Annotated in this window: 23 protein-coding genes and 1 riboswitch; of the genes, 8 read left to right on the top strand and 15 right to left on the bottom strand. The window is 71.5% G+C overall.

The features are described from left to right. Positions 1-10 precede the first annotated feature (10 nt). Positions 11-1,438 carry a PrsW family intramembrane metalloprotease gene (locus ACQP2O_RS22585; protein WP_433188475.1) on the bottom strand — a complete coding sequence of 476 codons (1,428 nt, stop codon included), beginning with the start codon at positions 1,436-1,438 and terminating at the stop codon, positions 11-13. 17 nt (positions 1,439-1,455) lie between these two features. Then, entirely contained in the window at positions 1,456-2,400 is a 945-nt protein-coding gene (locus tag ACQP2O_RS22580) for a heme o synthase (protein ID WP_433188472.1), read from the bottom strand. Between the two features lie 442 nt (positions 2,401-2,842). Here ACQP2O_RS22580 and tkt point away from each other — a divergent pair, with 442 nt between their 5' ends. The 6 genes from tkt to pgl all read left to right on the top strand — a co-directional run bounded on the left by tkt (position 2,843) and on the right by pgl (position 11,402). After that, the gene (gene tkt, locus ACQP2O_RS22575) at positions 2,843-4,885 is read left to right on the top strand and encodes a transketolase (protein WP_433191118.1); all 2,043 of its coding nucleotides are present in this window, start codon (positions 2,843-2,845) and stop codon (positions 4,883-4,885) included. Positions 4,886-4,893: 8 nt separating this feature from the next. Further along, complete coding sequence (gene tal, locus ACQP2O_RS22570) at positions 4,894-5,991, top strand: transaldolase (protein WP_433188469.1); 1,098 nt, start codon at positions 4,894-4,896, stop codon at positions 5,989-5,991. A 193-nt stretch (positions 5,992-6,184) separates the two neighbouring features. Further along, the gene (locus tag ACQP2O_RS22565; RefSeq protein ID WP_433188466.1) at positions 6,185-7,801 is read left to right on the top strand and encodes a glucose-6-phosphate isomerase; all 1,617 of its coding nucleotides are present in this window, start codon (positions 6,185-6,187) and stop codon (positions 7,799-7,801) included. 303 nt (positions 7,802-8,104) lie between these two features. After that, entirely contained in the window at positions 8,105-9,640 is a 1,536-nt protein-coding gene (gene zwf / locus ACQP2O_RS22560; RefSeq protein WP_433188463.1) for a glucose-6-phosphate dehydrogenase, read from the top strand. Beyond that, positions 9,640-10,629, top strand: coding sequence for a glucose-6-phosphate dehydrogenase assembly protein OpcA (locus ACQP2O_RS22555; RefSeq protein ID WP_433188460.1), 990 nt, complete (start codon positions 9,640-9,642; stop codon positions 10,627-10,629). Before zwf ends, ACQP2O_RS22555 begins: the two co-directional genes overlap by 1 nt. Next, positions 10,626-11,402 (top strand): 6-phosphogluconolactonase, encoded by a 777-nt coding sequence (pgl, locus tag ACQP2O_RS22550; RefSeq protein ID WP_433188457.1) that lies wholly within the window; start codon positions 10,626-10,628, stop codon positions 11,400-11,402. Before ACQP2O_RS22555 ends, pgl begins: the two co-directional genes overlap by 4 nt. 29 nt (positions 11,403-11,431) lie before the next feature. On the opposite strand, the gene ACQP2O_RS22545 is transcribed toward pgl, so the two are convergent. After that, positions 11,432-12,196, bottom strand: coding sequence for a class I SAM-dependent methyltransferase (locus ACQP2O_RS22545; protein WP_433188454.1), 765 nt, complete (start codon positions 12,194-12,196; stop codon positions 11,432-11,434). Positions 12,197-12,306: 110 nt separating this feature from the next. Between ACQP2O_RS22545 and ACQP2O_RS22540 the strand changes: the two genes are divergently transcribed. After that, positions 12,307-12,969: a (2Fe-2S)-binding protein gene (locus ACQP2O_RS22540; protein WP_433191116.1), complete on the top strand. Its 663-nt coding sequence runs from the start codon at positions 12,307-12,309 to the stop codon at positions 12,967-12,969. Positions 12,970-13,154: 185 nt separating this feature from the next. On the opposite strand, the gene ACQP2O_RS22535 is transcribed toward ACQP2O_RS22540, so the two are convergent. Genes ACQP2O_RS22535 through ACQP2O_RS22525 form a run of 3 tightly spaced genes read right to left on the bottom strand, consistent with a single transcriptional unit; the run spans position 13,155 to position 16,752 of the window. Beyond that, positions 13,155-14,843, bottom strand: a complete 1,689-nt coding sequence (locus ACQP2O_RS22535; protein WP_433188451.1) for a DUF885 domain-containing protein — start codon at positions 14,841-14,843, stop codon at positions 13,155-13,157. A gap of 29 nt (positions 14,844-14,872) precedes the next feature. Beyond that, positions 14,873-15,883 (bottom strand): ornithine cyclodeaminase family protein, encoded by a 1,011-nt coding sequence (locus ACQP2O_RS22530; protein WP_433188448.1) that lies wholly within the window; start codon positions 15,881-15,883, stop codon positions 14,873-14,875. Further along, entirely contained in the window at positions 15,880-16,752 is an 873-nt protein-coding gene (locus ACQP2O_RS22525) for a PhzF family phenazine biosynthesis protein (RefSeq protein WP_433188445.1), read from the bottom strand. Before ACQP2O_RS22525 ends, ACQP2O_RS22530 begins: the two co-directional genes overlap by 4 nt. A 79-nt stretch (positions 16,753-16,831) precedes the next feature. On the opposite strand from ACQP2O_RS22525, the gene ACQP2O_RS22520 reads away from it, so the two are divergent. Further along, positions 16,832-17,671 (top strand): LysR family transcriptional regulator, encoded by an 840-nt coding sequence (locus tag ACQP2O_RS22520; RefSeq protein ID WP_433188442.1) that lies wholly within the window; start codon positions 16,832-16,834, stop codon positions 17,669-17,671. 33 nt (positions 17,672-17,704) lie between these two features. Here the strand turns inward: ACQP2O_RS22520 and ACQP2O_RS22515 are convergent, their stop codons facing one another. From ACQP2O_RS22515 to whiA, 9 genes are all read right to left on the bottom strand, one after another. Then, positions 17,705-18,772, bottom strand: a complete 1,068-nt coding sequence (locus ACQP2O_RS22515) for an N-acetyltransferase family protein (protein ID WP_433188439.1) — start codon at positions 18,770-18,772, stop codon at positions 17,705-17,707. 151 nt (positions 18,773-18,923) lie between these two features. Next, the gene (glyA, locus tag ACQP2O_RS22510; RefSeq protein WP_433188436.1) at positions 18,924-20,189 is read right to left on the bottom strand and encodes a serine hydroxymethyltransferase; all 1,266 of its coding nucleotides are present in this window, start codon (positions 20,187-20,189) and stop codon (positions 18,924-18,926) included. A 22-nt stretch (positions 20,190-20,211) separates the two neighbouring features. Then, a riboswitch (ZMP/ZTP riboswitch) is annotated at positions 20,212-20,295 on the bottom strand. 115 nt (positions 20,296-20,410) lie between these two features. Next, the gene (locus ACQP2O_RS22505) at positions 20,411-20,782 is read right to left on the bottom strand and encodes an RNA polymerase-binding protein RbpA (protein WP_360878935.1); all 372 of its coding nucleotides are present in this window, start codon (positions 20,780-20,782) and stop codon (positions 20,411-20,413) included. A 71-nt stretch (positions 20,783-20,853) separates the two neighbouring features. Continuing rightward, positions 20,854-21,096, bottom strand: a complete 243-nt coding sequence (gene secG, locus ACQP2O_RS22500) for a preprotein translocase subunit SecG (protein WP_360878932.1) — start codon at positions 21,094-21,096, stop codon at positions 20,854-20,856. Positions 21,097-21,225: 129 nt separating this feature from the next. Continuing rightward, the gene (tpiA, locus tag ACQP2O_RS22495; RefSeq protein ID WP_433188431.1) at positions 21,226-22,026 is read right to left on the bottom strand and encodes a triose-phosphate isomerase; all 801 of its coding nucleotides are present in this window, start codon (positions 22,024-22,026) and stop codon (positions 21,226-21,228) included. Positions 22,027-22,028: 2 nt separating this feature from the next. Then, positions 22,029-23,219: a phosphoglycerate kinase gene (locus tag ACQP2O_RS22490; protein WP_433191114.1), complete on the bottom strand. Its 1,191-nt coding sequence runs from the start codon at positions 23,217-23,219 to the stop codon at positions 22,029-22,031. Between the two features lie 100 nt (positions 23,220-23,319). Then, positions 23,320-24,324 carry a type I glyceraldehyde-3-phosphate dehydrogenase gene (gene gap / locus ACQP2O_RS22485; protein WP_433188428.1) on the bottom strand — a complete coding sequence of 335 codons (1,005 nt, stop codon included), beginning with the start codon at positions 24,322-24,324 and terminating at the stop codon, positions 23,320-23,322. 297 nt (positions 24,325-24,621) lie between these two features. Further along, positions 24,622-24,795, bottom strand: a complete 174-nt coding sequence (locus tag ACQP2O_RS22480) for a hypothetical protein (protein ID WP_433188425.1) — start codon at positions 24,793-24,795, stop codon at positions 24,622-24,624. 38 nt (positions 24,796-24,833) lie between these two features. Next, entirely contained in the window at positions 24,834-25,814 is a 981-nt protein-coding gene (gene whiA, locus ACQP2O_RS22475) for a DNA-binding protein WhiA (protein ID WP_433188422.1), read from the bottom strand. Between the last annotated feature and the right edge of the window lie 22 nt (positions 25,815-25,836).

The raw sequence follows: 25,836 nt of genomic DNA, 5'->3' as shown, positions 1-25,836 counted from the left end.
CGTGAGGCCCCTAGAGCGGCCGGTGTGGACCCGGACCGTAGGGGCCCGGAGGCTCCTGTGGCCCCTGCCCGTACGGTCCCGGACGCTGCGGTCCGTTCGGTCCCGGTGTGTCCTGCGGACCGGGCGGGCCGTACGGCGGCCTGTCCTGGGGTTCCTGCGGACCGTACGGCGGCGTGTCCTGGGGTTCCTGCGGGCCGTACGGGCCCGGCGGGTTGTACGGGCCCTGGGCCGAGAACGGGCCGGGCGGCGGCGGGCCGTACGACGGGCCCGGCTGGAGGAACCCGGACTCGCCGCGTCCGGCCCACGGCGGCACGAGCGGCCGCGGCTGCCGGCCCTGGAAGGCCTGGCGGGCCAGGTGCATGAGGTTCAGCAGGTCCTGCCGACGGCGGTAGAACCAGGTCGGCTCGGCGACGTGCCGCTCGGCGCGCTGGTGCAGCAGCGCCAGCTCCGTGGCGGCGAGCTGGTAGTCGGCCATCGCGCGCGCCGCCCGCGCGCCGCCCGCCATGCGGGCCCACTGGCGGGCGCGCCGGCGCAGCTTGAGGTTGCCGAGCATGTTGACGTCCTGCGGCGTGACCAGGCCGGTTCCGGCGTACATCGGCAGGTGCCGCTGGATCAGCTTGACGGTCTGGCGGCGCTCCCACCGGATGGTGACGATCAGCCCGATGAGGATGAGGAAGTCGATGCCGTAGGCGATCATCAGGCCCTGGAGGCCGAAGGCGGTGGAGAAGTTCCAGGCACCGTGCAGCAGCATGGCCGCGCACAGCCCGACGACGGGCGCCACGACGCGGGCGGCACCCCGGTGCAGGGCGGCGTAGGCGACGCCGAGGCCGGTCATCGAGGTGAACAGCGGGTGCCCGAACGGGGAGATCACCCCGCGCATGATGAAGACGGCCTCGAGGTTGTGCTGGTGGAACGCCCGGATGTAGTACCCGACGTTCTCCATCATCGCGAACCCGAGGGCGACCATGGCGGCGTAGATGATGCCGTCGGTCAGGCCGTCCAGCTCGTTGCGGCGGAACCACAGGAAGCCGAAGAGCACCGCGCCCTTCAGTGACTCCTCGACCAGGGGCGCGCCGACGGAGGCGGTGACGAGCTCGCCCCGCTCCCCGAACACCGGCTTGGTCAGCAGCTCGTACCCGGCGGTGTTGAGGATCAGCGCGCCGAGCACGGCGACGCCGGCGCCCCACATGAAGGCGAACAGCAGCGCACGCCACGGCTCGGGTTCGAGCCGGTCGAGGGTGAGGACCAGCGAGATCAGCAGGGGCACCGGGAGGATCGCCAGGACGAACCCGACGATGAACGGCGCCCCGTTCACCGCGTCGATGCCCAGGACCACGATCGCACAGACCGACGAGACGACCAGCCCGATGATCAGTCCGACGGGGGCCCGGCCGGGCATGCGACCTTCGAGGATCGCCTTTGGATCAACACGCGCCATGCCGGGAGGTTAACCCGTCAGTGCAGCAGCGGGTCGATCGCGACCGCCAGGAAGAGTAGCGCCAGGTACGCGTTCGACAGGTGGAAGTAGCGCATCGGCTTGAGCACGGCGCCGGTGATGCCCGCGCGGACCCGGCCGAGCAGGCGGTACGCCTCGACGAGGAAGGCGACGCCGAGGACGGCCGCGGCGATCGGGTAGAAGATCGTCGTGTGGGCGATCGGCCACAGCGCCAGTGAGCACGCCACGGTCACCCACGTGTAGACGATCACCTCGACGGCGACCCGCCGCTCGGTGGCCACGACCGGCAGCATGGGCACCTCGGCCGCCGCGTAGTCCTCGCGGTAGCGCATGGCCAGCGTCCAGGTGTGCGGCGGCGTCCAGAAGAACACCACGAGGAACAGCACGACCGGGGTCAGCGACATGCTGTTCGTGAGGGCGGACCAGCCGATCATGACCGGCATGCACCCGGCGATCCCGCCCCACACGACGTTCTGCTTCGTGCGCCGCTTGAGCACCAGCGAGTAGACGAAGACGTAGAACAGGATCGCGAACACCGACAGCCCGGCGGACAGCGGGTTCACGGCCAGCGCGAGGAACACGGTGGAGGCGACGGAGAGGGCGATCCCGAAGAGCAGGGTCTCCTTCGGCGTGACCTGCACCATCGGCAGCGGCCGGCGGCGGGTGCGGCGCATCTTCGCGTCGATGTCGCGGTCGATGTAGCAGTTCAGTACGTTGGCGCCGCCCGCCGAGAGCATGCCGCCGACGAGGGTGGCGATGACGGGCCACAGCGGCGGCAGGCCGCCGGCGGCGAGGAACATCACCGGAATCGTCGTGATGAGCAGGAGCTCGATGATGCGCGGCTTGGTCAGCGCCACATAGGCACGGACCAGCGCGCCGAACGGTCGACGGCCGGGCGTGGGCGGCGCGGGAGTCCTCGCCGGACGGTTGATGACCACCGTCACCGGATGTTCACCTGCGCGTTCACGACGTTAAGGGACACTGTGTCTGATCCTCGGGTTTCCTTGCCGCCAGTCGGCTGTGATCGGGCCGCCGCCCTATGGGCTGGACCGCGCAATCACTGTAATGCCGGTCCCCGCGCACCCCGTCACCGGGGTGGGCGCGGCACAACGGGTTAAGCCCGGCATCTTACGGAAATGCCGTATGAGGGTCGCGGCGTTGACCATGAAGGAACACCTGTCAAGGCGGTGGCGACGTGAGCGATAGGCTCACTACGGGCCCCGGCAGTGGCCTGGTCACGGGCTCTTTTCGGCTGGGGACGGGTCGCGGGGACACTGACACGTAGTCGAGAGGAGCCTGGAGCGTCTCGTGAGTACGCATTCTGATAACTCGTTCGAATGGACCGACCTGGACCGGCGGGCCGTGGACGTCATCCGCGCGCTGGCCATGGACGCCGTCGAGGAGGCCGGATCGGGCCACCCCGGCACGGCCATGAGCCTCGCTCCGGCCGCCTACCTGTTGTTCCAGCGGTTCCTGCGCCACGACCCGACCGACCCGAAGTGGCCGGGCCGGGACCGGTTCGTCCTTTCCGCCGGCCATTCCAGCCTGACGCTCTACATTCAGCTTTTCCTGTCGGGGTACGGGTTGTCGCTGGACGACCTGAAGGCGCTTCGCAAGTGGGGCAGCCAGACGCCCGGGCACCCGGAGTACGGCCACACGCGAGGCGTCGAGACGACGACGGGGCCGCTGGGCCAGGGCCTGGGCAACGCCGTCGGCATGGCGATGGCCGCGCGCCGGGAGCGGGGGATCTTCGACCCTGACACCGCGCCGGGGAAGAGCCTGTTCGACCACTACATCTGGGCGATCGCCTCCGACGGCGACATCGAGGAGGGCATCAGCCACGAGGCCAGCGCCCTCGCCGCGCACCAGCGCCTCGGCAACCTCACCGTCATTTACGACGACAACCACATCTCGATCGAGGACGACACCGCGATCGCGCTGTCGGAGGACGTGGACGCGCGATACCGGGCCTACGGCTGGCACGTGCAGCGGGTCGACTGGACCACCGACGGCGACTACCACGAGAACGTCGAGGCTCTGGCCCAGGCCATGGAGGCCGCGAAGGCCGAGACCGACCGCCCGTCGTTCATCGCGCTCCGCACGATCATCGGCTGGCCCGCGCCGAACAAGAAGAACACCGGCAAGGCCCACGGCGCGGCGCTCGGCGAGGAGGAGGTCGCGGCGACAAAGCGGATCCTCGGCCTGGACCCGAACGTCTCCTTCGACGTGCCCAAGGACGTGCTCGCCCACTCGCGGGAGGTCATCACGCGGGGCCGGGCGCTGCACGCCGAATGGGACCAGAAGTTCCAAGCCTGGCGCGCCGCCAATCCCGAGCGGGCCGCCGAGTTCGACCGGATCTCCGCGCGGCGCCTGCCGGACAGTTGGACGGCCAAGCTGCCGGAGTTCGAGGCCGGCAAGCAGATCGCCACCCGCGGCGCCTCCGGCGAGATCCTGACCGCGATCGGCCCGGTCCTCCCCGAGCTGTGGGGCGGCTCCGCCGACCTGGCGGAGAGCAACCTCACCACGATGAAGGGCGAGCCGTCCTTCATCCCCGAGGAGTTCCAGACCAAGGACTGGCCCGGCAACCGCTACGGCCGCACACTGCACTTCGGCATCCGCGAGCACGGCATGGGCGCCATCCTCAACGGCATCGCCCTGCACGGCGGCACCCGGCCCTACGGCGGCACGTTCCTGGTCTTCAGCGACTACATGCGCCCCGCCGTGCGCCTCGCGGCGCTGATGAAGCTGCCGGTGACGTACGTGTGGACGCACGACTCGATCGGCCTGGGCGAGGACGGCCCGACGCACCAGCCGGTCGAGCACCTGTGGGCGCTGCGCGCCATCCCCGGGCTGGACGTCGTCCGGCCCGCCGACGCGAACGAGACCGTCGTCGCCTGGCGCACGATCCTCGAGCACACGGACCGGCCCGCCGGTCTCTGCCTGACCCGGCAGAAGCTTCCGGTGTTCGACCGCGGCGAGATGGCGAGCGCCGAGGGCACCGCCAAGGGCGGCTACATCCTCGCGGAGGCGTCCGACCACCAGCCGCACGTCATCCTGATCGCGACCGGCAGCGAGGTCGAGATCGCCGTGGAGGCGCGCGAGATCCTGGAGGCCAAGGGCACGCCGACCCGGGTGGTGTCGATGCCGTGCGTGGAGTGGTTCCTGAGCCAGGACGAGGCCTACCGCAACCACGTCCTGCCGCCTTCCGTCCGGGCCCGCGTCTCGGTCGAGGCCGGGATCGGCCTGGGCTGGCGGGCGTTCGTCGGCGACTGCGGCGAGTCGGTCAGCCTGGAGCACTTCGGCGCCTCCTCCGACTACAAGACCCTGTTCCAGCAGTTCGGCTTCACCGCCGACCGCGTCGTCGCCGCGGCCGGGTCCAGCCTGATCAAGGCGGGCATCGGCGGGCGTGGTGAAACGACCGGCAACTGAGGAGAGACATGAGTGACATCCTGAAGAAGCTCTCGGACGAGGGCGTGTCGATCTGGCTGGACGACATCAGCCGGGAGCGCCTGAGCACGGGCAACCTCGAGGCCCTGATCCGCGAGAAGCACGTCGTCGGCGTGACCTCCAACCCGACGATCTTCTCCAAGGCGCTGAGCAAGGGCTCGGCGTACGACGAGCAGGTACGCGAGCTGTCCGTCCGGGGCGTCGACGTCGAGGAGGCCTCCCGGGCCATCACGACGCACGACATCCGCTGGGCCGCCGACGTGCTGCGCCCGGTCTACGACCGCACCGAGGGCCTCGACGGCCGCGTGTCGATCGAGGTCGACCCGCGGCTGGCGCACGAGACCGAGAAGACCACGGCCGAGGCCAAGGCGCTGTGGTGGATGGTCGACCGGCCGAACGTCTTCATCAAGATCCCGGCGACGCTCGCCGGCCTGCCGGCGATCACCGAGACGCTGGCGCACGGCATCAGCGTCAACGTCACGCTGATCTTCTCGCTGGAGCGGTACGGCCAGGTCATCGACGCGTTCTTCGAGGGCCTGGAGAAGGCGCGGGCCAACGGCCACGACCTGTCGAAGATCGCGTCGGTGGCGTCGTTCTTCGTCAGCCGCGTCGACACCGAGATCGACAAGCGCCTCGACAAGCTCGGCCGCACGGACCTGGCCGGCAAGGCGGGCATCGCCAACGCACGCCTCGCGTACGCGCTGTACGAGGAGAAGTTCGGCACCGACCGGTGGAAGGCGCTCAAGGACGCGGGCGCGCGCGTCCAGCGGCCCCTGTGGGCGTCGACCGGGGTCAAGAACCCGGAGTACTCCGACACGATGTACGTGGACGAGCTCGTCGCCCCCGACACCGTGAACACGATGCCGGAGCCGACCCTCGACGCCGTCGCCGACCACGCGGACATCCGCGGTGACCGGGTGCGGTCCTTCTACGACGACGCCCGTGCCCACATGGCCGCCCTCAAGGAGGCCGGCGTGGACTACGACGACGTCGTCCGGGTCCTCGAGGAGGAGGGCGTCGAGAAGTTCGAGGCGTCCTGGAACGAGCTGCTCGACAGCATCAAGAGCGAGCTGCGCGACAAGGCCTGATCTGGTGCCTCGCCCGGCCGGTGACCGTCACCCGACGGAGCCGGCCGGGCGCGTCTCGCGATCATCCATGTACTGTGAGTGACACGCGTCGGACCGGGTATGCCGGGGTCCGGACGCGAGAAACGAACGACACCCCACGTCCGGCGGGGTCCGCTCGCAGGGGCGTGGCGAATGGATCGGGCCAGGAGACGCCGTGACCTTGCGAGTGACCGCCGGACGCGTGTCCGTGACCGTCGAGGGCGATGCCGTCAGCCGCACCGACAAGGCCCTGGGGCGGCTGACCTACGACGGCGTGCCCACGGCGCTCATGGCCAAGAACGCCAGCCTGTGGGGCGCGGACGCGGCGGGCCGGGCCGCCGGCCGGCTCGGCTGGGTCGACGCGCCGGAGACGTCCCGCCGCCTGCTTCCCGAGCTGTCCGAGCTGGTGAACCGGTTCGCGGGACTCGACCGGGTCGTGCTGGCCGGGGTGGGCGGTTCGGCACGCGCCGCCGACGTGATCGCGCATGGGCAGGGCGCCGACCTGACGGTGCTCGACACCGTCGATCCGCACGAGGTGCGCCGCGCGCTCGACGACCGGCCGGACCGCACGGCCCTGGTGGTGGCGGACAAGAGCGGTCTCACGATGGAGACCGACGCCCTGCGCCGCGTCTTCGAGGGGGCCTTCCGCGCGGCGGGCGTCGATCCGGCCGAGCGGATCGTCGTGGTCACCGACCCGGGCTCGCCGATGGAGTCCTGGGCGAAGGAGACCGGCTACCGGGTGGTCCTGTCCGACCCGGAGACGACCGGCCGGTTCGGGGCGCTGTCGGCGTCCGCGCTGCTTCCGGCCGCGCTGTCCGGGGCCGACGTCGAGCGGCTGCTCGACGAGGCCGCCGCCCTCCTGCCCGCCCTTCGCCCGCCGTACGACAATCCGGGCCTGACGCTCGGCGCGGCGCTGGGCGCCGCCGCCGCGCACGGCCGCGACAAACTGATCATCGCCGACAACGGCTCGGGCCTTCCCGGGCTGGCCGGCTGGGTCGAGCAGCTGACCGCGGCGGCGACGGGCAAGGACGGCAAGGGCGTCGTGCCGATCGCCGTCGAGGACGTGGGCGCGCTGGGATCCGGCGAGGACCGGTGGCTCCTCGCCCTGGGCGACCGGGTCGGCGGCCCCGGCCTCGCGGTGTCCGGCCCGCTCGGCGCGCAGTTCCCGCTGTGGGCTTACGCCATGGCCGTGGCCGCCCGGATCATCGGCGTCGACCCGTTCGACGAGCCCGCGCTGCGCGAGTCCCAGAGCGCGGTCTCGGCCCTGCTGCGCGGTTCGGAGGACGGCGCCGCCCCAACGCTCATCGCCGGCGAGCCGGCACTGGTGGACGGCGCCGTCGAGGTGCACGGCCCCGCGGAGCTGCTCCACGGGGCCAAGGACCTGCGGAGCGCTCTCGACGCGGTGCTCCGCGCGGTCCCCGACCGCGGGCACCTCGCGGTGATCGCCCACCTGGACCGCGTCGCGGACGCCGCCGCCGCTCGCCTGCGTCCGCTGCTCGGCCGGCGGCGCCGCGATGTCCCGGTCGGCTTCGGCTGGGGCTCGGCGGCCCTCCACTCCACCGGCCAGGCCCACAAGGACGGCCCTCCGGGCGGGCTGGTCGTCCAGATCACCGGCGCGGTCGAACGGGACGTCGAGGTGCCCGGCCGGCCGTACGGCCTGAAGGCGCTGCAACTCGCCCAGGCCTTCGGTGATCTACGCGCGCTGCGCTCCCGGGGCCGTTCGGCCGTCCGGCTGCACCTGCGGGACCGCGCGGCCGGCCTCACCGAATTGGAGACCGCCCTAGGCGACTGAGGGAGAGCCGAGCATGCCATCCTGGTTCCTGTCCGGGTTCTCCGCCTTTCCGGTACCTGACCGTGTAGATCCTGCGACGCTGGGAAGATCGCGCGCGATACGAGGGTTAGCGAAAGATGGTCACCGGCTCGGCCGAGCACGGACGGCCGCTTGAACGAAGAGGACGACGCCAAGGCGGCCCACCGCCCGGGCGCCACTAGGAAGGACAGGGAAGTTGGGCATGAGATGGCCCACCGGGACGATCGGGGCGCCGCCGCGTACTCCCTGTGATGAACACGAAGCCGACGGGAACGGAGACACGCGATGAAGAGGGCTCTAGAGGCGCTCAACCCGCTTCGCGATCCCCGGGACAAGCGGCTGCCGCGGGTGGCCGGGCCGTGTGTGCTCGTGCTGTTCGGCGTCACCGGTGATCTGTCCCGTAAGAAGCTGTTGCCCGCCATCTACGACCTCGCCAACCGGGGCCTGCTGCCGCCGGGCTTCTCGCTCGTCGGGTTCGCTCGCCGTGACTGGGCACACCAGGACTTCCGGCAACTCGCGCACGACGCGGTGAAGGAACACGCCCGTACCCCGTTCCGTGAGGACGTCTGGAACCAGCTCGCCGAGGGCATCCACTTCGTGCCGGGCACGTTCGACGACCCGGGCGCGTTCGAGGCCCTCGCCATGGCGGTCAAGGAGCTGGACGAGAAGCGCGGCACCGGCGGCAACTACGCGTTCTACCTGTCGATCCCGCCGAAGTTCTTCCAGGACGTCGTCAAGCAGCTGCAGGCCAGCGGCCTGTCGCAGCCGTCGGAGGGTTCCTGGCGCCGCGTCGTGATCGAGAAGCCCTTCGGACACGACCTGGCCAGCGCGCAGGAGCTCAACGCGATCCTGCACGAGGTCTTCCCCGAGGAGTCGATCTTCCGGATCGACCACTACCTCGGCAAGGAGACGGTGCAGAACATCCTGGCGCTGCGGTTCGCCAACAACCTGTTCGAGCCGATCTGGAACCGCTCCTACGTCGACCACGTGCAGATCACGATGGCCGAGGACATCGGCATCGGCGGCCGGGCGGGCTACTTCGACGGCGTCGGCACCGCACGGGACGTCATCCAGAACCACCTGCTGCAGCTGCTGGCGCTGACCGCGATGGAAGAGCCGGTGTCGTTCGCGGCCGAGTCCGTGCGGGCGGAGAAGGCGAAGGTCCTGTCGGCCGTACGCCTGCCCAAGGACCTGGGCGCCTACACCGTGCGCGGGCAGTACTCCGCCGGCTGGCAGGGCGGCGTCAAGGTGCGCGGCTACCTCGAGGAGGAGGGCATCCCGCCGAACTCCCGTACCGACACCTACTCCGCGGTCCGCCTGGACGTCGACACGCGCCGCTGGGCGGGCGTGCCGTTCTACCTGCGCACCGGCAAGCGGCTGACCCGCCGCGCCACCGAGGTCGCGCTCGTCTTCCAGCGCGCTCCGCACCTGCCGTTCGCCGTCACGGACACCGAGGAGCTCGGGGAGAACGCCCTGGTCATCCGCGTGCAGCCGGACGAGGGCGTCACCATGCGGTTCGGCTCGAAGGTCCCCGGCACCTCCATGGAGGTCCGGGACGTGAACATGGACTTCGACTACGGCGAGTCGTTCACCGAATCTTCCCCCGAGGCGTACGAGCGCCTGCTGCTCGACGTGCTCATCGGCGACCCGCCGCTCTTCCCCCGTCAGGAGGAGGTCGAGCTGTCCTGGGAGATCCTCGACCCGATCGAGGAGTACTGGGACAAGCACGGTAAGCCCGAACCGTACAAGTCGGGCGGCGGGGGGCCGAAGGCCGCGGACGAGATGATGGCCCGCGACGGCCGGGCGTGGAGGCGACTCTGATGAACATCGACCTCGCGAACACCACCACCCGGAAGATCCAGGACGCGCTGAGCGCCGCCCGGCACCGGATGGGCGGACCCGCGACCGGCAAGGTCCTGACCCTCGTCATCTACACCGACGAGGCCGCGCAGTACGACGCCGTCCGCGCCTCCACCGAGGCCGCCCGCGAGCACCCGTGCCGGATCATCGCGGTGATCGCCCGCCATGCCAACGGGGAGCCCCGGCTCGACGCCGAGGTCCGCGTCGGCGAGACGGGGCCCGGCGAGACCGTGATCCTGCGGCTGTACGGCCAGCTCATCGAGCACTCCGACTCGGTCGTGCTGCCGCTGCTGGTCCCGGACACGCCCGTCGTGACCTGGTGGCCCGGCGTGGCTCCGCGCAAGCCGGCCGACGAGCCGCTCGGCGCGCTCGCCCAGCGCCGCGTCACCGACGCCAAGGGCAGCACCGACCCGATCGACACGCTGACCCGGCTGGCCGGGGCGTACGTGCCCGGCGACACCGACTTCGCCTGGACCCGTATCACCCCATGGCGCTCGCTGCTGGCCGCGATCCTCGACCAGCCGCGCGAGGACATCACCGGTGCGATCGTCGAGGCCGAGCCGCAGAATCCCAGCGCCGCGCTGCTCGCCTCGTGGCTGTCGGTGCGTCTCGCCATCCCGTGCGCCGTGACCGAGTCGCACGGGCCGGGCATCACCGCCGTACGCCTCACCACGACCAACGGCGGCGACGTCGCGATCACCCGGCCCGACGGCCGTGTGGCGACGCTGTCCCGGCCCGACCAGCCGGACCGTCAGGTCGCGCTGCACCGGCGGCCGACGTCCGAGCTCCTGGCGGAAGAGCTGCGCCGCCTCGACCCGGACGAGGTCTACCGCGAGGCCGTCCTGCGGTGCGCCAAGGGTCTCGACGAGCCCGCCGAGGCCGCCGCTCCGGCGACGGCTCCGGCCGCGGCGAAGGCCCCGCGCGGAGCCGGGAGGGGCAAGAAGTCGTGACCGCCCCGTCCGTGCTGGTCCACCAGGACCAGTCCCTGCTCGCCAAGGCCGTCGCGGCCCGCCTGGTGACCGGTCTCGTCGACGTCCAGGCGGCCCGCGGCGGGGCGCACCTCGTCCTGACCGGCGGCGGCGTCGGCACCGCGGTGCTCGAGGAGATCGCGGCCACCCCCGCCCGGGACGCCGTCGACTGGGGACACCTGGACATCTGGTGGGGCGACGAGCGCTACCTGCCGACGGGTGACGAGGAGCGCAACGAGACCGGCGCGCGCAAGGCCCTGCTCGACCACGTCGACGTCGACCCGAAACGGGTGCACGCCATGCCGTCGACCGACTCGGGCCTGACCCCGGAGGACGCGGCGGAGCACTACGCCGCCGAGCTGCGGGCCGCGACCCGCCCGGAGGACCACGGGGTCGTCCCGTCGTTCGACGTGCTGATGCTCGGCCTCGGTCCGGACGCCCACGTCGCCTCGCTGTTCCCCGGCATGCCCGCCCTCTACGAGGAGGAGCGTCCGGTGGTGGCCGTGCACGGCGCGCCCAAGCCGCCGCCGACCCGCCTCTCCCTGACCCTGCCGGCGATCCACACGGCGCGGGAGATCTGGATCATCGCGGCGGGCGAGTCGAAGGCGGGCGCCGTGCACCTGGCGCTGTCCGACGCCGGCCCGGTGCAGGTCCCCGGCGCGGGCGCCCGCGGCCGGCAGCGCACGCTGTTCCTGCTCGACCGGGCGGCCGCGAGCCAGCTGCCGCCCGAGATCGGCCGCATCGCCTCGCCGTGAGGCTGGCCCTGGGGGGCTCTCGTCCGGGCTCAGCCGGATGAGGGCCCCGCACCGGCCGACCGGCGCAGCAGGGTGATCATGCGCCAGGCCTCCGGAGAGTCGAGGGGCACGCCGGGGTCGAAGTCGCCGTACTGCGCCTCCACCGTGAGGCCGCCGGCGAGCCGGAGCGCCGCGTCCAGCTCGGTCGCCGTCCAGAAGCGGTAGGGCACCACGCCCTGGATCACGTCGCCGCCGTCGATGGCGATCGTCACGTGGTCCTCGACGATCTGGGTGATCGGATCGATCTCATCCGACGGCTCACCCCACCGGACGCGGGCGCTGGCACCGTCCTTCTCCACGGCCCACGCCGCCGAGACGCGAGGCGTCTCGCTGAGCCGGTCGGCGGGGTGGCTCATCTCGATCAGCGCGAGCCCGTCCTCGGCGAGGTGCTCCGCGACGCACCGCAGGTACGCCACGAAGGCGTCCAGCGTCATCAGGTGCGCCGTCGAGTCGAGCATGGTGATGACGAGGTCGAAGCGGCGGCCGAGCTTGAAGTCGGTCATATCGGCCTCGACGACCTCCAAGGGCAGCCCGCTCCCCCGTTCACGGGCATAGGCGCACATCGCCGGGCTGAGGTCCAGAGCGGTCGCGGCCACGCCCCGGCGGGCGAACTCCCGGGCGTGCTCCGCCGGCCCGGCCGCCAGCTCCAGAACGTTCCGCGCGTCGCCCGCCCAGCGCCGCAGCACGTCGACCTCGCCGCCGACGTCACGGAACGAACAGGCGAGCTCGTACGCCCAAGGATGGTCGTAGATCACGCATTCCATGCTCCCAGAACCGTGACGGTGATCGGTCCAGGGCCTGGTTTGACCGGACGCGGTGCGCCGGGGCAGGCTCGAGCGCGATGAGACAGGGTTCGCAGGTGACAATGGACGAGGCGCTCGCCGACGTGGCCCGGGTCGGGCCGTACTTCTCCGTCGCCGTCGACCCCGACGTCGCGGACCATCCGCTGTGGCGGCCGCTGACCGAGCTGTACGGTCCCGCGCTGCCCGACCAGATCGCGGCCGTACGGGTGCGTCTCGGCACGTCCGAGGACCGGGTCGCGGCCTCCCTGCTGTTCCAGGGAGTCGCGGGCCGTCTCTGGTCGCCGGCGCTCGCCACCGCCGTCGTCCACGGCCGCGTGCCGGACCTCGATCCCGCCCGTACCTACTGGCGAGCCGCCTCCCCCGGGCCGATCCTCCTGGCGACGCCGGGCGCGGCGGCGCTTCCCGCGGACCTGCCCACGCTCCGTCGCGTCGTGATCGAGGATCACCTGGCACCGCTGGTCGCGGCGGTACGGGCGGTCACGCCGGTCGCCGAGGGCCTGCTGTGGGGCAACGCGGCGTCGGCCCTCGTCGGTGCGATGACGGTCGTCTCCCGGGCCCGTCCTCCGGTCTCCGGGACGGCGCTGCGGTTCGCCGAGGAGCTCCTCGCCGGGTCTCCGCTGGCGGGAACCGGCGGCTTCGGTCGCTACGGCTTCCGCCGGCGAAGCTGCTGCCTCTACTACCGGGTACCGGGCGGCGGCAAGTGCGGCGACTGCGCGCTCCTCTGAGCCTCCGGACCTAACTCTGAGCCCGTCTCCGCACGATGGAGACGGGCTCACACGCCTCGTGTGCCACCGTGGCTACGGGCGAGCTACGACGGCCCCTTCGGGGCGCCGGGGAACTCGGGCGGAAAAGACGGCATCGTCATCGGGTGCCCCCTCCGTACGACTCCCCACGACCCTAGCCCGCCCCGTCAATGGTCGAACTCTCCGGACAGCGCCGAGCGGAGCACGTCGAGACCGACGCTGCCGACGGCGAGTGCCCTGTGGTGGAAGGCCTTCAGGTCGAACGCGGCGCCTTCGCGAGCGCGCACCTCGTCGCGTAGCCGCAGCCAGGACCGCTCGCCGAGCTTGTACGCGGAGGCCTGTCCGGGCCAGCCGAGGTAGCGATCGAGCTCTTCGCGCAGGCGGGCGGCGTTCTTGGCGGAATGAGCGGCGAGCAGCCGCCACGCCTTGTCCGGCGTCCACGCGCCGCCTCCGGCCTCCGCGGGGGCGGCGAATCCGCAGTGGAAACCGATGTCGATCACCACGCGGACGGCCCGGAAGGAATGGCTGTCGAGCATGCCGAGATGGTCTCCGGGGTCATCGAGGAAGCCGAGGTCGGCCATGAGGCGTTCGGCGTACAGCGCCCAGCCCTCGCCGTGGCCGGCCACCCAGGACGCCAGCCGGCGCCACCGGTTGAGCTCCTCGCGGCGGAGTGCGGTCTGCCCGATCTGCAGGTGGTGGCCGGGCACGCCCTCGTGGTAAACGGTGCTCAGCTCGCGCCAGGTGGAGAACTCCGTGACTCCGGCCGGGACCGCCCACCACATGCGGCCCGGCCTGGTGAGATCCTCGCTCGGCCCGGTGTAGTAGATGCCCCCGGTGCTGGTCGGGGCGATACGGCACTCCAGTGTGCGGATCGCGGCGGGGATGTCGAAGTGGCGATCGGCGAGGGCGGCCACCGCCGCGTCGGATTTCTCCTGCATCCACGCGCGCAGGGTGTCGACGCCGGACAGCCTGCGGGCCGGATCGGCCGTCAGGTGCTCCATCGCCTCGCCGACCGTCGCTCCGGGCAGGATCCGCCGGGCGATGTCACGTTTCCGCCCGGTGATGCGGGCGAGCTCCTCCTGCCCCCATTCGTAGGCCTCCGCCAGGTCGACCTGGGAGCCGAGGAACGACCGGGAGAACAGCGCGTACATGTCACGGCCGACGGCGTCCTCGTCCGGCGCCTTGGGAAGGAGTTCGTCGGCGAGAAAACGGGCCAGTTCCTCATAGGCCGCGGCGGCGGCGCGCGCGCCGCGTTCCAGATCGCGGCGGACCGAGTCGGGGAGGACGCCATCCCGTGGCCCCGCGCCGGCGGCCAGGCGGGCGAAGAAGCCGTCCGGTCCGGTGCACGCGCGGCTCTGTGCGATCCCCGCCTGTACCTGGCGTCGCGGACTGATCCGCCCGTCCGCCGCCGCGGTGCGCAGCGACGCGACGTATCCGCCGATCGCTTCGGGCACCCGGGCGAGCCTCGTCGCGATGGCAGCCCAGTCCCGCACGGTGGCGGTGGGCATCGAGTCGAAGACCTGCCGTACTCCCTGAAGCGGGCTTTCGATGTTGTTCAGGCGTGATTCCTCGGTTCCGGCGTCCCGGAGGAGTTCGGCGACCTGGAGGTGCTCGCGCGCGGCGGCCACGGTGACCCGGTCGACGGCGTCCTCGGGGCGGGCACGGTCCAGCGCGGCGAGGGTGCGTCGTCGCAGCGCGGAGATCTCGGCGAGGCCGTCCGGTGACAGATCCGGCAGGCGCTCCTCATGGCCGGACACGCCGAACTCGGTCGCCGCGATCGGATCGAGCGCCGCGTACTCGTCCAAGAAGCCGTCCATCACTCGGTCGACCGCGGTGATCGGCCTGATCTTTGGCATGTGGTTCTCCGGTCAGCAGGCGGCGATGCTCATCGTCGCAGATCCTCCACACTCGCCGGCCGATGCGCCGGGATCCGGCCGCTGGTCAGTCGTTCCAAGGTCACGGCGGCCGCGGCGAGATCCTGCACGCCGAGGCCGATGAGCTTGCAGATGGTGATCTCCTCCGGGCGGGTTCGGGCGGGTGCGCTCCCCGCGAGCAGTTCGCCGAGTTCGGTGGGGACCGGGTCGAGCTCGACGCGCTCGGCCCTCGCCAGGGCGAGGTCGCCGTGCACGGCGCTCAGCGCCCGGCTGTCGACCACGATCCGGTCGGCTCGCAGCAGACACGCCGGAGACAGCTCGGCTTTCCCGGGATCGTCCGCGCCGACCGCGGTGACGTGGGTCCCCGAGTTCAACCATGCCGCCTCGACCAGCGGCTCTCTGCTGGCCGTCGCGGTGATCAGCACATCGGCACCCGCGCACGCCGTACGCACGGTGCCGACCGGGTCGACCCGCAGGTCCGGGCGTCGGGCCCGCAGTGCCGCGGTCAGTCGTTCGACGGCCGCGTGGGAGCGCCCCCAGACCCGGACCGTACGGATCGGGCGCTCGGCAGCGGCGGCGAGCACCTGCAGATATGCCTGCACGCCGGTGCCGAGCACCCCGAGCGTCGCCGCATCGGGGCGGGCCAGGATCCGCGTCGCCAGCGCTCCCGCGGCCGCCGTACGGACGTCGGACAGATGATGGTCGTCGTGCAGGAGGGCGCGCAGGTCGCCGGTCTCGGCGTCGAAGACCGCGACCATCCCGGCGCCTGCGGAGCCGCCCCGGCGGGCCCGCTCGGCGAACCAGGTCGCCACCTTCACCGTGAAGATCGGATATCCCGGCAGCCATGCGGACTTGACGTGCACGTCGCCGTCCGCACCGGCCGGGGCGAACACCGAGACCGGTGAATCGCCCAGCCCCCGGCTGAAGTCGGCGAACGCCGCGGACACCGGCTCGATGAGATCCTCGAACCCGACGACGGCGCGGATGGCCTCGGCGCCGAAGTGCGGGGCCGCACCGTTCACGACGGCACCCGGTCGAGGGTTCCGGTTCCCACGAGCACGACGTCGCCGCCGACCTCGACCGAACCGACGCTGGTCCCGGACCCGTGTGCCCGGACGGTGATCTCGCTGGGCCGTCCGGTGAAGCGCCCCTGGTGCAGGGTCACCGTCTCGCCGTCGCCGACGCGGCCGTGGCGGCGCAGGTACGCCCCCACGCAACCGGCGGCGCTGCCGGTCGCGACGTCCTCGACCAGCCCGTCGTTGTTCCAGTGCCGTCCTTCCAACGCGGCGGCGTCGAGCACGTACGCGAACTGCGCGTCGAGTTCCGCCAGCTTGGCGTCCAGATCGGGCGGTGCGATGTGCGCGCGGGCCAGGGCCTCGTGGGCCACCGGCACGATGAGGTAGCGCAGACCGGTGGAGACGACCTCCGGCGTGAGCATCGGGTCGAGTTCCGCCTCGCTCAAAGAGAACCAGGAGGCGATCTCGGCGCGACGCGACTCCGCCGGCGCGCCGAGGAACTCCGCTCCACCCTGATCGAGCACCGCCAAGTAGTGACCGGGCCCGCGGCGCGTGGTCATCGCCGTGACGGTCCGTGCCGGCAACCGGATCGTCCAGCGTTCCGCCGCGCTGTCGCCGGTCAGATGGTGCGCCACGCATGCCGCCCCGATCACCGGATGCCCCGCGAAGTCCAGCTCTTCGATGAGATCGAACACTCTCGCCCGGTAGGTCCGACGGTCCGTACCGGGCTCGAGGAAGATCGACTCGAAATGCCGGAGCTCCTTGGTGATCCGCGCCATCTGCGCGCCGTCCAGGCCGGAGGCATCGGGGAACACGGCGAGGCTGTTGCCGCTGTAGGGCATTCGCGTGAAGACATCGACGTGGTGGTAACGCACGGTCGGCACGCTATCCACCGGCGACCGCCCCAAGGAAGTGGCGATATGTCACCCCCGGCTATAACGGTTCGTTATGCCGATGGACTTGGAAACCGGCCTTCTCCGCGCCTTCGTCACCGCCGTCCGCGCCGGCAGCATCAGCCGCGCCGCCGCCGCGCTGGAGCAGACTCAGCCGGCCCTCAGCCAGCAGATACGCCGCTTGGAACGCACCGTCGGCCGGCCACTGCTGCATCGGACGTCCTCGGGAGTGACGCTGACGCCGGCCGGCGAGACTCTGCTGCCGTACGCCGAACGGATCCTCGCGCTGTCGGCCCAGGCGCTCACCGACGCACGCCACATGCTCACCGGACACTGCGGCATCGGCCTGATCGAAGACCTCGCCGCCGCCCGGCTGCCCCAAGCCCTGGCCGACTTCGCCGGTGTCCACCCCGACGCCACGCTCGAGGTGATTAGCGTCTCCGGGCCCGCGATGCGCCACGCCTTCGAGAGCGGGCGGCTGGATCTCGCGCTCTGCGACCCGACCTACCTGCCCGAACCGCCACGGTGGTCGGTGCGGCTTCCCTTGACCTGGGCGTTCGCCCCCGGATTCGACACGCGGACCGACCCGCTGCCGCTCGTCCTGTTCTCCCAGCCGTGCCGATGGCGGGCGCCCGTGCTCGACACGCTCGACGCCGCGGGCCGCCGTTGGCGGGTCGTCTTCGAGAGCACCGGCCTTGCCGGTGTGCTCGCCGCGGTCCGCGCCGGGCTGGGCGTCGCCGCGCTCCTGCCCGCCAACCTCGACGCGGACCTGACCGCTGCCGCCGACACCGCCCGGCTCCCCGCCCTGCCCGACGTCGAGCTCGGCCTCATCCGCAGGTCCGGCACCGAAGGCGACCCTCTCGTCGATGCCGTCGAAGCGGTCCTGCGCGGCCTCGTCTGAGATCTTCTCCACCGGGTGACGGGCCCACCTGGGCTACCGTGCCGCTCCCGCCCGCGTCGGTTCGAGCGCTTCCGTACGGTCGGGGCCGAGCGCGATGCGCGCGTCGAGCAGCCTCGGGTCGTCGGACCGCAGGAATCGCCCGCCGAGGCCGTCGAGCAGGGCGCGCATGCGGGAGTTGTCGGCCAGCATGGTCGCGCGGACCTCGGCCAGGCCCTGCTCGTGCGCGACGGCGAGGAGACGGCGGGCCAGCACCGCCCCGATGCCTCGGCCCTGCCAGCCGTCCTCCACGAGGAACGCCAGCTCACCGACGCCTGGGTCGAGCGTGTACATCAGGTGCGCGAGGGCGAGGATCGACCCGTCCGGGCCCTCGGCCGCCATGGTCAGCCCGTGCGCGCGGTCGCAGAAGACCCGCAGCAGCCGCTCCGGGATGTCGTCCCGCGCACTGAAGTAGCGGCGGCGCCGGCTCTCGCTCGAGCAGCGGGCGTGCAGGTCCCGTACGCCGTCGGCGTCGAGGAGCGTCAGCGGCCGCACGGTGATCTCGGTGCCGTCGCCGAGGGTCAGGCATCGCCGGGTGGGAGCCGGGCCGTGGGCGGGGAGCAGGGAGCGGACCAGGGCGTTGGCCCGGGCGATCTCCGTAAGCGTGAAGGGCAGCCCCTTCCGGTGCAGCAGGACCCCGCGCAGGTGCCCGACGGAGACGCTGATCGTCGCCGGATCGGGCTGCTCGTCGAGCGCGGCCGGGCCGGCCACCCACTCTGCGCTGTCGGCGCGCAGCAGCTCGGCGAGGATCTCCGGCAGGGCTCGCGGGTTGGACCGGAGGCGTACGGCGAGGGAGAGCGCGCGGCTCGGCTCGTCGATGAGCTCGTGCGGGGTCGCCGGAACGACGCTGGTCCGGCGGCCCGCGGCGGCCGCGACGGCGACGCTGAGCGCCTCCGCGGTCGTTCCGGTGGGCACGTCCACGACGAACTCGTCCACCACGCCGTCCGCGTCGACCTGGACGGACAGGTCGAGGATGTTCGCCCCCTGCGCGGCCAGCGCGGCGGTCAGGACGGCCAGGCGGCCCGGCCGGTCGTCGATCTCGGTGCGTACGCGGAGCAGCGGCATATGATCCCCTTCGGCGGCTGAACGGGACCAGCGTTCCGCATCGCTGTTTCCGGGTCGCTACGTGACCGTTTCCGCGAGATCAGCGCTCTCCGGGCCGAACGCGACGGGGCCCGGCGCCCCGAGACGCCGGGCCCTCGTCATCGATGGCGGGTCAGGGCGTCGCGGTCCAGCCGGGCATCGGGAAGCCGGCGAGCAGTTCGCGAATCTCCGCGGCGATCTTGTCGAGGACCGCCTCGTCATCCGCGGCGGCGACGGCCTGGTCGATCGACGCCGCGATGAACGGCATGTGCTCCTCGGTGAGGCCACGCGTCGTGATCGCGGCGGTGCCGAGCCGGATGCCCGAGGGGTTCCACGGCTTGCGCGGGTCGAAGGGCACCGTGTTGAAGTTCAGCTCGATGCCGGCGCGGTCGAGCGCCTTGGCGGCCGGCTTGCCGCCGATGCCCTTGGCGGTCAGGTCGATGAGGATCAGGTGGTTGTCGGTGCCGCCGGAGACCAGGTCGAACCCGCGCTCGGTCAGCGCGGCGGCGAGCGCCTGGGCGTTCACCACGATCTGGCGGGAGTACGCCTTGAACTCCTCCCGGGCGGCCTCCCGGAGCGCCACCGCGATCGCGGCGGTCGTGTGGTTGTGCGGGCCGCCCTGCAGGCCGGGGAAGATCGCCTTGTCGATCGCGGTCGCGTGCTCCGCGGTCGTCAGGATCATGGCGCCGCGCGGGCCGCGGAGGGTCTTGTGCGTGGTCGTGGTGATGACATCGGCGTACCCGACCGGCGACGGGTGGGCGCCGCCGGCGACGAGCCCGGCGATGTGCGCGATGTCCGCGACGAGGACGGCGCCCACCTCGCGGGCGATCTCGGCGAACGCCGGGAAGTCGATCGTCCGCGGGATCGCGGTGCCGCCGCAGAAGATCACCTTCGGCTGCTCCGCGCGGGCGAGGTCGCGCACGTGGTCCATGTCGACGCGGCCGGTCTCACGGCCGACGCCGTAGTGCACCGGGCGCAACCACTTGCCGGAGATCGACACGGGCGACCCGTGCGTGAGGTGGCCGCCGTGGGCGAGCTCGAGCGACAGGAACGTGTCGCCCGGGTTCAGGAACGCCAGGTGCACGGCGAGGTTGGCCGGCGAGCCGGAGTACGGCTGGACGTTGGCGTGGTCGACGCCGAACAGCTCACGCGCGCGCGCCTGGGCCAGCTCCTCGACGGGGTCGACGACCTGCTGGCCCTCGTAATAGCGCTTGCCGGGATAGCCCTCGGAGTACTTGTTGGTCAGGACGGAGCCGGTCGCCTCCAGCACCGCCGGGGAGACGTAGTTCTCCGAGGCGATGAGGCGGACCTTGTCGTGCTGGCGGCGGGCCTCGGTCTCGATGAGACCGGCCAGGTCGGGATCGGCCGCGGTGAGATGGGACAGCGCTGGCTGGTGCATGGGGCCTCCATACGGGCTCGGCTCCCAGCACCCAGGCGCGCGGTGCCAGATCTTCTTCGCTCCCCGGTGGTGAACTCCACCTCATGCGCCAGTCGCGGACTCACATCGTACCGAAAGCTCCGCCCCGGCTCAGGCCGCCGCGCTGGGGTGCCCGCTCATACGATCGGCCCGGTGGCCGCCGAGGCGGGCCACCGGGCCGATCATATGAACGATCTGCGGAGTCAGTTCCGGGCGCGCTGCATCGCGGCCGCGATCGCAGCACGCTCGGCACGCAGCTTGGCCAGAGCCTCCTCGAGGATGGCCTCGCCGTCGGCGTCGCTGCGCCGCTCCTTCACGTAGGCGAGATGCGTCTTGTAGGGCTCGTTACGCGGCGGCGCCGGCGGGTTCTCAGGGTCCTTACCGGCGGGGAACCCGCACCGCGGGCAGTCCCACTGGTCGGGAACCGCGACGTCGGTCGCGAAACTCGGCCGGGACTCGTGCCGGTTCGCGCAGTAGAAGGTCACCCACACACGCGGTGCCGCTTCGCCACGCTCGGCCTCTCCCATCGGGCCAGCACCGACTCGGCTGCCCCGAATAGCGTTGCCACTACCCACGGACTACTCCTCGCTTCCTTTGCCGCCGCAGCGAGGGGCGACGGCGTCAACACACTGCGGGTCTGGGCTGCTCAGCCGTGGTGGCCGTGCTTGAGCAACAGACCCAGCGCGATGATCGCCACGAACCAGATCACGCCCGTGCCGATCGTGAGCCGGTCGAGGTTACGCTCGACCACGGACGACCCACCGAGCGACGAACTGATACCGCCGCCGAACAGATCCGACAGGCCGCCGCCCTTGCCCTTGTGCAGGAGGACGAGCAGCACCATCAGCGCGCTCGTGATGATGAGCACGATGGAAGTTGCGATGATCACAGCAGCCCAGCGCTTTCGTGATTCACCCCGCTCTTCACGGGGAATGTTCTCGTGTTCAGGTCATCCGTTACCGAGGGTACGACGTTCTACCGCGTGGTTCAGCAGAAACGCGCAGTCTGATGCGCTAGATCACACCGGCAGTTCGCGATACCTACAGATCTTGACGAAGTCCCCCGCGTCCAGGCTCGCTCCGCCGACGAGCGCTCCGTCGATGTCCGGCTTCGCCATGATCCCGGCGATGTTGCCGCCCTTGACGGAGCCCCCGTAGAGCACGCGGACCTGCTCGGCGAGATCTCCACTGTACAGCTCGGCCAGCCGCTTCCGGATCGCGCCGCACACCTCCTGCGCGTCTTCCGGGGTGGCGACCTCGCCGGTGCCGATCGCCCAGACCGGCTCGTAGGCGATGACGACGCGCTGCGCCTGCTCGGCGGAGACCTTCTGCAGCCCGCCCTCGACCTGGGAGAGCGTGTGGGACAGGTGCTCGCCCGCCTTACGGATCTCCAGGCCCTCGCCGACGCACAGGATCGGCGTCACATCGTGCTTGAAAGCCTGCTTCACCTTGGCGTTGACGAGCGCGTCGTCCTCGTGGTGGTACTCCCGGCGCTCGGAGTGCCCGGCCAGGACGTACGCGCAGCCGAGCTTCTCGAGCATCAGCGCCGAGATCTCTCCCGTGTAGGCGCCCTTGTCGTGGGCCGACACGTCCTGCGCGCCGTACGTCAGCTGCAGCTTGTCCGCGTCCACCAGCATCTGCATGCTGCGGATGAAGGTGAACGGCGGCAGCAGCGCGACGTCCACCGCCTCGTAGTCGGCCTCCCTGAGGCCGAAGGCGATCTTCTGGACGTGCGCGATGCCCTCGAAGTGCGTGAGGTTCATCTTCCAGTTGCCGGCGATCAGCGGCTTGCGCTGCGGCGGTGCGGGTTTGGCGGCCACGTTCAGTCCTCCAGAACGGCCAGGCCGGGCAGCGTCTTGCCCTCGAGGTACTCGAGGCTCGCGCCGCCACCGGTCGAGATGTGAGAGAAGCCGTCCTCGGGGAGGCCGAGCTTGCGTACGGCCGCGGCCGAGTCGCCGCCGCCGACCACGGTGAACGCCTTCGACGCGATCAGCGCCTCGGCCACCGCGCGGGTGCCGCCGGCGAAGGCGTCGAACTCGAAGACGCCCATCGGGCCGTTCCAGAAGACCGTGGCCGCGTCGGCGAGCTTGCTCGCGAACAGCTCACGGGTGCGCGGGCCGATGTCCAGGCCCTCCCGGTCGGCCGGGATGGCGGTCGCGTCGACGGCCTCGTGCGGCGCGTCGGAGGCGAACTCGGTGGCGGCCAGCACGTCGACCGGCAGCACGAGCTCGACGTCGCGCTTGCGCGCCTCCTCGATGAACCCGCGGACCTGGTCGAGCTGGTCCTCCTGCAGCAGCGAGTTGCCGACCTCATGGCCCTGGGCCTTGAGGAAGGTGTACGCCATGCCGCCGCCGATGACCAGCCGGTCGACCTTGCCGAGGAGGTTCGCGATGACCCCGAGCTTGTCGGAGACCTTCGCGCCGCCCAGCACCACGACGTACGGCCGGGCGGGCTCGCCGGTGAGACGCCGCAGCACCTCGACCTCGGCGGCGATGAGGCCGCCGGCCGCGTGCGGGAGCCGCTGCGGCACGTCGTAGACGCTGGCGTGCTTGCGGTGCACGGCGCCGAAGCCGTCACCGACGTACAGCTCGGCGAGGGCGGCGAGCCGGTCGGCGAACGCGCCGCGCTCGGCGTCGTCCTTGCTGGTCTCGCCGGCCTCGAAGCGGAGGTTCTCCAGGAGGGCGACCTCGCCGTCCTGGAGCGCGTCGACCGTCGCCTGCGCGGAGTCGCCGACGGTGTCGGCGGCGAAGCGGACCTCGCGGCCCAGCAGCTCACCCAGCCGCTTCGCGACGGGGGCGAGGGAGAACTCCGGTTTCACCTGCCCCTTGGGGCGGCCGAGGTGGGCGCACACGATGACGCGGGCGCCCTGGTCGGCGAGCTTGGTGATGGTCGGGACGCTGGCCCGGATCCGGCCGTCGTCCCCGATCACGCCGTCCTGCAGCGGAACGTTGAGGTCCGAGCGGACCAGCACCCGCCTGCCGCGCACGTCGCCGAGATCGTCGATCGTGGACATGCTCATTGATCGCACTCCTGGTCGTGTGGGAACGAGCGCAGCAGGCTCACCACCTGCTGCGCTCGTTCGTGTCGCCGTTGCCGGCCGGGCCCGCAGCCCGTCAGAGGCGCGAGCCCACCAGCTTGGTGATGTCGACGAGACGGTTGGAGTAGCCCCACTCGTTGTCGTACCAGCCGACGACCTTGACCTGGTCACCGATCACCTTGGTGAGCCCGGAGTCGAAGATGCAGGACGCCGGGTCGGTGACGATGTCGGAGGAGACGATCGGGTCCTCGGTGTAGGTGAGGATGCCGCGCAGCGGGCCCTCGGCCGCCTCGCGCAGCGCCGCGTTGACCTCCTCGACGCTGGTCTCGCGACCGACCGTGACGGTGAGGTCGGTGGCCGAGCCGGTCGGCACCGGGACGCGCAGCGCGTAGCCGTCGAGCTTGCCCTTCAGCGCCGGCAGGACGAGGCCGATGGCCTTGGCCGCCCCGGTGCTGGTCGGGACGATGTTGATGGCGGCGGCGCGGGCGCGGCGGAGGTCCTTGTGCGGGCCGTCCTGGAGGTTCTGGTCCTGGGTGTAGGCGTGGATCGTGGTCATCAGACCACGCTCGATGCCGAAGGTGTCGTTGATGACCTTCGCCATCGGGCCCAGGCAGTTGGTGGTGCAGGACGCGTTGGAGATGACGGTGTGCAGCTCCGGGTCGTAGGCGTCGTCGTTCACGCCCATGACGATCGTGACGTCCTCGTTCTTGGCCGGCGCGGAGATGATGACCTTCTTCGCGCCGTTCTCGACGTGGACCTTCGCCTTGTTGGCGTCGGTGAACAGGCCGGTCGACTCGATGACGACGTCGACGCCCAGGTCGCCCCACGGCAGCTTGGCCGGGTCGCGCTCGGCGAAGGCCTTGATGGTCTTGCCACCCACGGTGATCTCGTCCGCGCCGGCCTTCACCTCTTCGGAGAGCCGGCCGAGGATGCTGTCGTACTTGAGCAGGTGAGCGAGCGTGGCGTTGTCGGTGAGGTCGTTGACCGCCACGACCTCGACGTCGCCACCGGCGGCGTTCAGCGCTCGCCAGAAGTTGCGGCCGATGCGGCCGAAGCCGTTAACGCCAACCCGGATGGTCACGGCACCGATCTCCTCATGCTTCGATTCCCCGGACGTCACCGGGGCCTGTGAACCTGACGTATGTGTTCTCAGGTCGACCCTACCGAACCCGGTGTGATGTGACTGTAACCACCGGGTGGGAAGCGACCGGTCCGCCGCCCTGCCGGGAGCCAACATCCGATGGCGGGCGGCGGACCACGGAAAGCGTATTTGGTCTAGACCTAATGGTCTAGACCAAATCGATACAGAAAAGGCGATTCATGCGACGTGACGGTCGTCACTCAGGGGACTGCTTCCGGGCAGCGAGGCCCGTGAGGCCTAGCGTGCGGGCGTGGAAGCGGCGCCGGGGACCTGCCGCACCAGGCGGTGCGGCAGGTCCCCGGGCGGTGCCTCAGCGGAGCTCACAGAGTGTTCCCGGGGGGCCTCGTGCAGGATCGGCCAGAGCTCGACCGCCCGGACGGACGCGAAGGGGATCTCAGCGGCGATCTCCACGGCGTGCTTCCATGTTCCCCGAGATTTTTCCGACCTGATCAGGGAGCGAGCATGTCGGCGGTGACGTTGGCCTCGGTGCCGGCGATGCCCTGGTCCATGGCGCGCTTGTCGGCCATGGCCAGCAGCCGCCGGATCCGGCCGGCGATGGCGTCCTTGGTCAGCGGCGGGTCGGCGAGCTGCCCGAGCTCCTCCAGCGACGCCTGCTTGTGCTCCAGCCGCAGCCGGCCGGCGGCGACGAGGTGCTCCGGCGCGTCGTCGGAGAGGATCTCCAGGGCGCGCGCGACGCGCGCTCCGGCCGCGACCGCGGCCCGCGCCGAACGACGCAGGTTGGCGTCGTCGAAGTTGGCCAGCCGGTTGGCGGTCGCGCGCACCTCACGGCGCATGCGGCGCTCTTCCCAGGCGAGCACCGAGTCGTGCGCGCCGAGCCGGGTCAGCAGCGCCGAGATCGCGTCGCCGTCGCGGACGACGACGCGGTCCACGCCGCGCACCTCGCGCGCCTTGGCGTGGATCCGCAGCCGCCGGGCCGAGCCGACCAGGGCCAGGGCGGCCTCCGGCCCGGGGCAGGTGACCTCGAGGGACATCGACCGGCCGGGCTCGGTCAGCGACCCGTGCGCCAGGAACGCCCCGCGCCACGCCGACTCGGCGTCGCAGGCGCCGCCGGAGACGACGTGCCGGGGCAGGCCCCGTACCGGACGGCCGTTGTTGTCGATCAGGCCGGTCTGGCGGGCCAGGGACTCACCGTCGCGGAACACCCGCACGACGTACCGGTTGCCCTTGCGCAGGCCGCTCGGCGCCAGCACCACGACGTCGGAGCTGTGACCGAAGACCTCGGCGAGGTCCTTGCGCAGACGTCGCGCCGCGGCTCCGGTGTCGAGCTCCGCCTCGATCACGATGCGCCCGCTGACAATGTGCAGGCCCCCGGCGAAGCGCAGCAGCGTCGACACCTCGGACTTGCGGCAGCACGGCTTCATGACGGACAGCCTGCTCAGCTCGTCCTTCACCACGCCGGTCATCGCCATGGATGTGATCCTCCCCCTGTAG

The sequence above is a fragment of the Actinoallomurus sp. CA-150999 genome, assembly GCF_050942425.1.
Classification (GTDB): domain Bacteria; phylum Actinomycetota; class Actinomycetes; order Streptosporangiales; family Streptosporangiaceae; genus Actinoallomurus.
This window is presented reverse-complemented; position numbering and strand designations above follow the sequence as displayed.

Excerpts from the sequence above, each read along its gene's own strand:
- ACQP2O_RS22585 (WP_433188475.1), bottom strand. The coding sequence starts at position 1,438 with ATGGCGCGTGTTGATCCAAAGGCGATCCTCGAAGGTCGCATGCCCGGC.
- tkt (WP_433191118.1), top strand. The coding sequence starts at position 2,843 with ATGGACGCCGTCGAGGAGGCCGGATCGGGCCACCCCGGCACGGCCATG.
- tal (WP_433188469.1), top strand. The coding sequence starts at position 4,894 with ATGAGTGACATCCTGAAGAAGCTCTCGGACGAGGGCGTGTCGATCTGG.
- zwf (WP_433188463.1), top strand. The coding sequence starts at position 8,105 with ATGAAGAGGGCTCTAGAGGCGCTCAACCCGCTTCGCGATCCCCGGGAC.
- ACQP2O_RS22555 (WP_433188460.1), top strand. The coding sequence starts at position 9,640 with ATGAACATCGACCTCGCGAACACCACCACCCGGAAGATCCAGGACGCG.
- ACQP2O_RS22540 (WP_433191116.1), top strand. The coding sequence starts at position 12,307 with ATGGACGAGGCGCTCGCCGACGTGGCCCGGGTCGGGCCGTACTTCTCC.
- ACQP2O_RS22535 (WP_433188451.1), bottom strand. The coding sequence starts at position 14,843 with ATGCCAAAGATCAGGCCGATCACCGCGGTCGACCGAGTGATGGACGGC.
- ACQP2O_RS22520 (WP_433188442.1), top strand. The coding sequence starts at position 16,832 with ATGGACTTGGAAACCGGCCTTCTCCGCGCCTTCGTCACCGCCGTCCGC.
- ACQP2O_RS22515 (WP_433188439.1), bottom strand. The coding sequence starts at position 18,772 with ATGCCGCTGCTCCGCGTACGCACCGAGATCGACGACCGGCCGGGCCGC.
- glyA (WP_433188436.1), bottom strand. The coding sequence starts at position 20,189 with ATGCACCAGCCAGCGCTGTCCCATCTCACCGCGGCCGATCCCGACCTG.
- ACQP2O_RS22490 (WP_433191114.1), bottom strand. The coding sequence starts at position 23,219 with ATGTCCACGATCGACGATCTCGGCGACGTGCGCGGCAGGCGGGTGCTG.
- whiA (WP_433188422.1), bottom strand. The coding sequence starts at position 25,814 with ATGGCGATGACCGGCGTGGTGAAGGACGAGCTGAGCAGGCTGTCCGTC.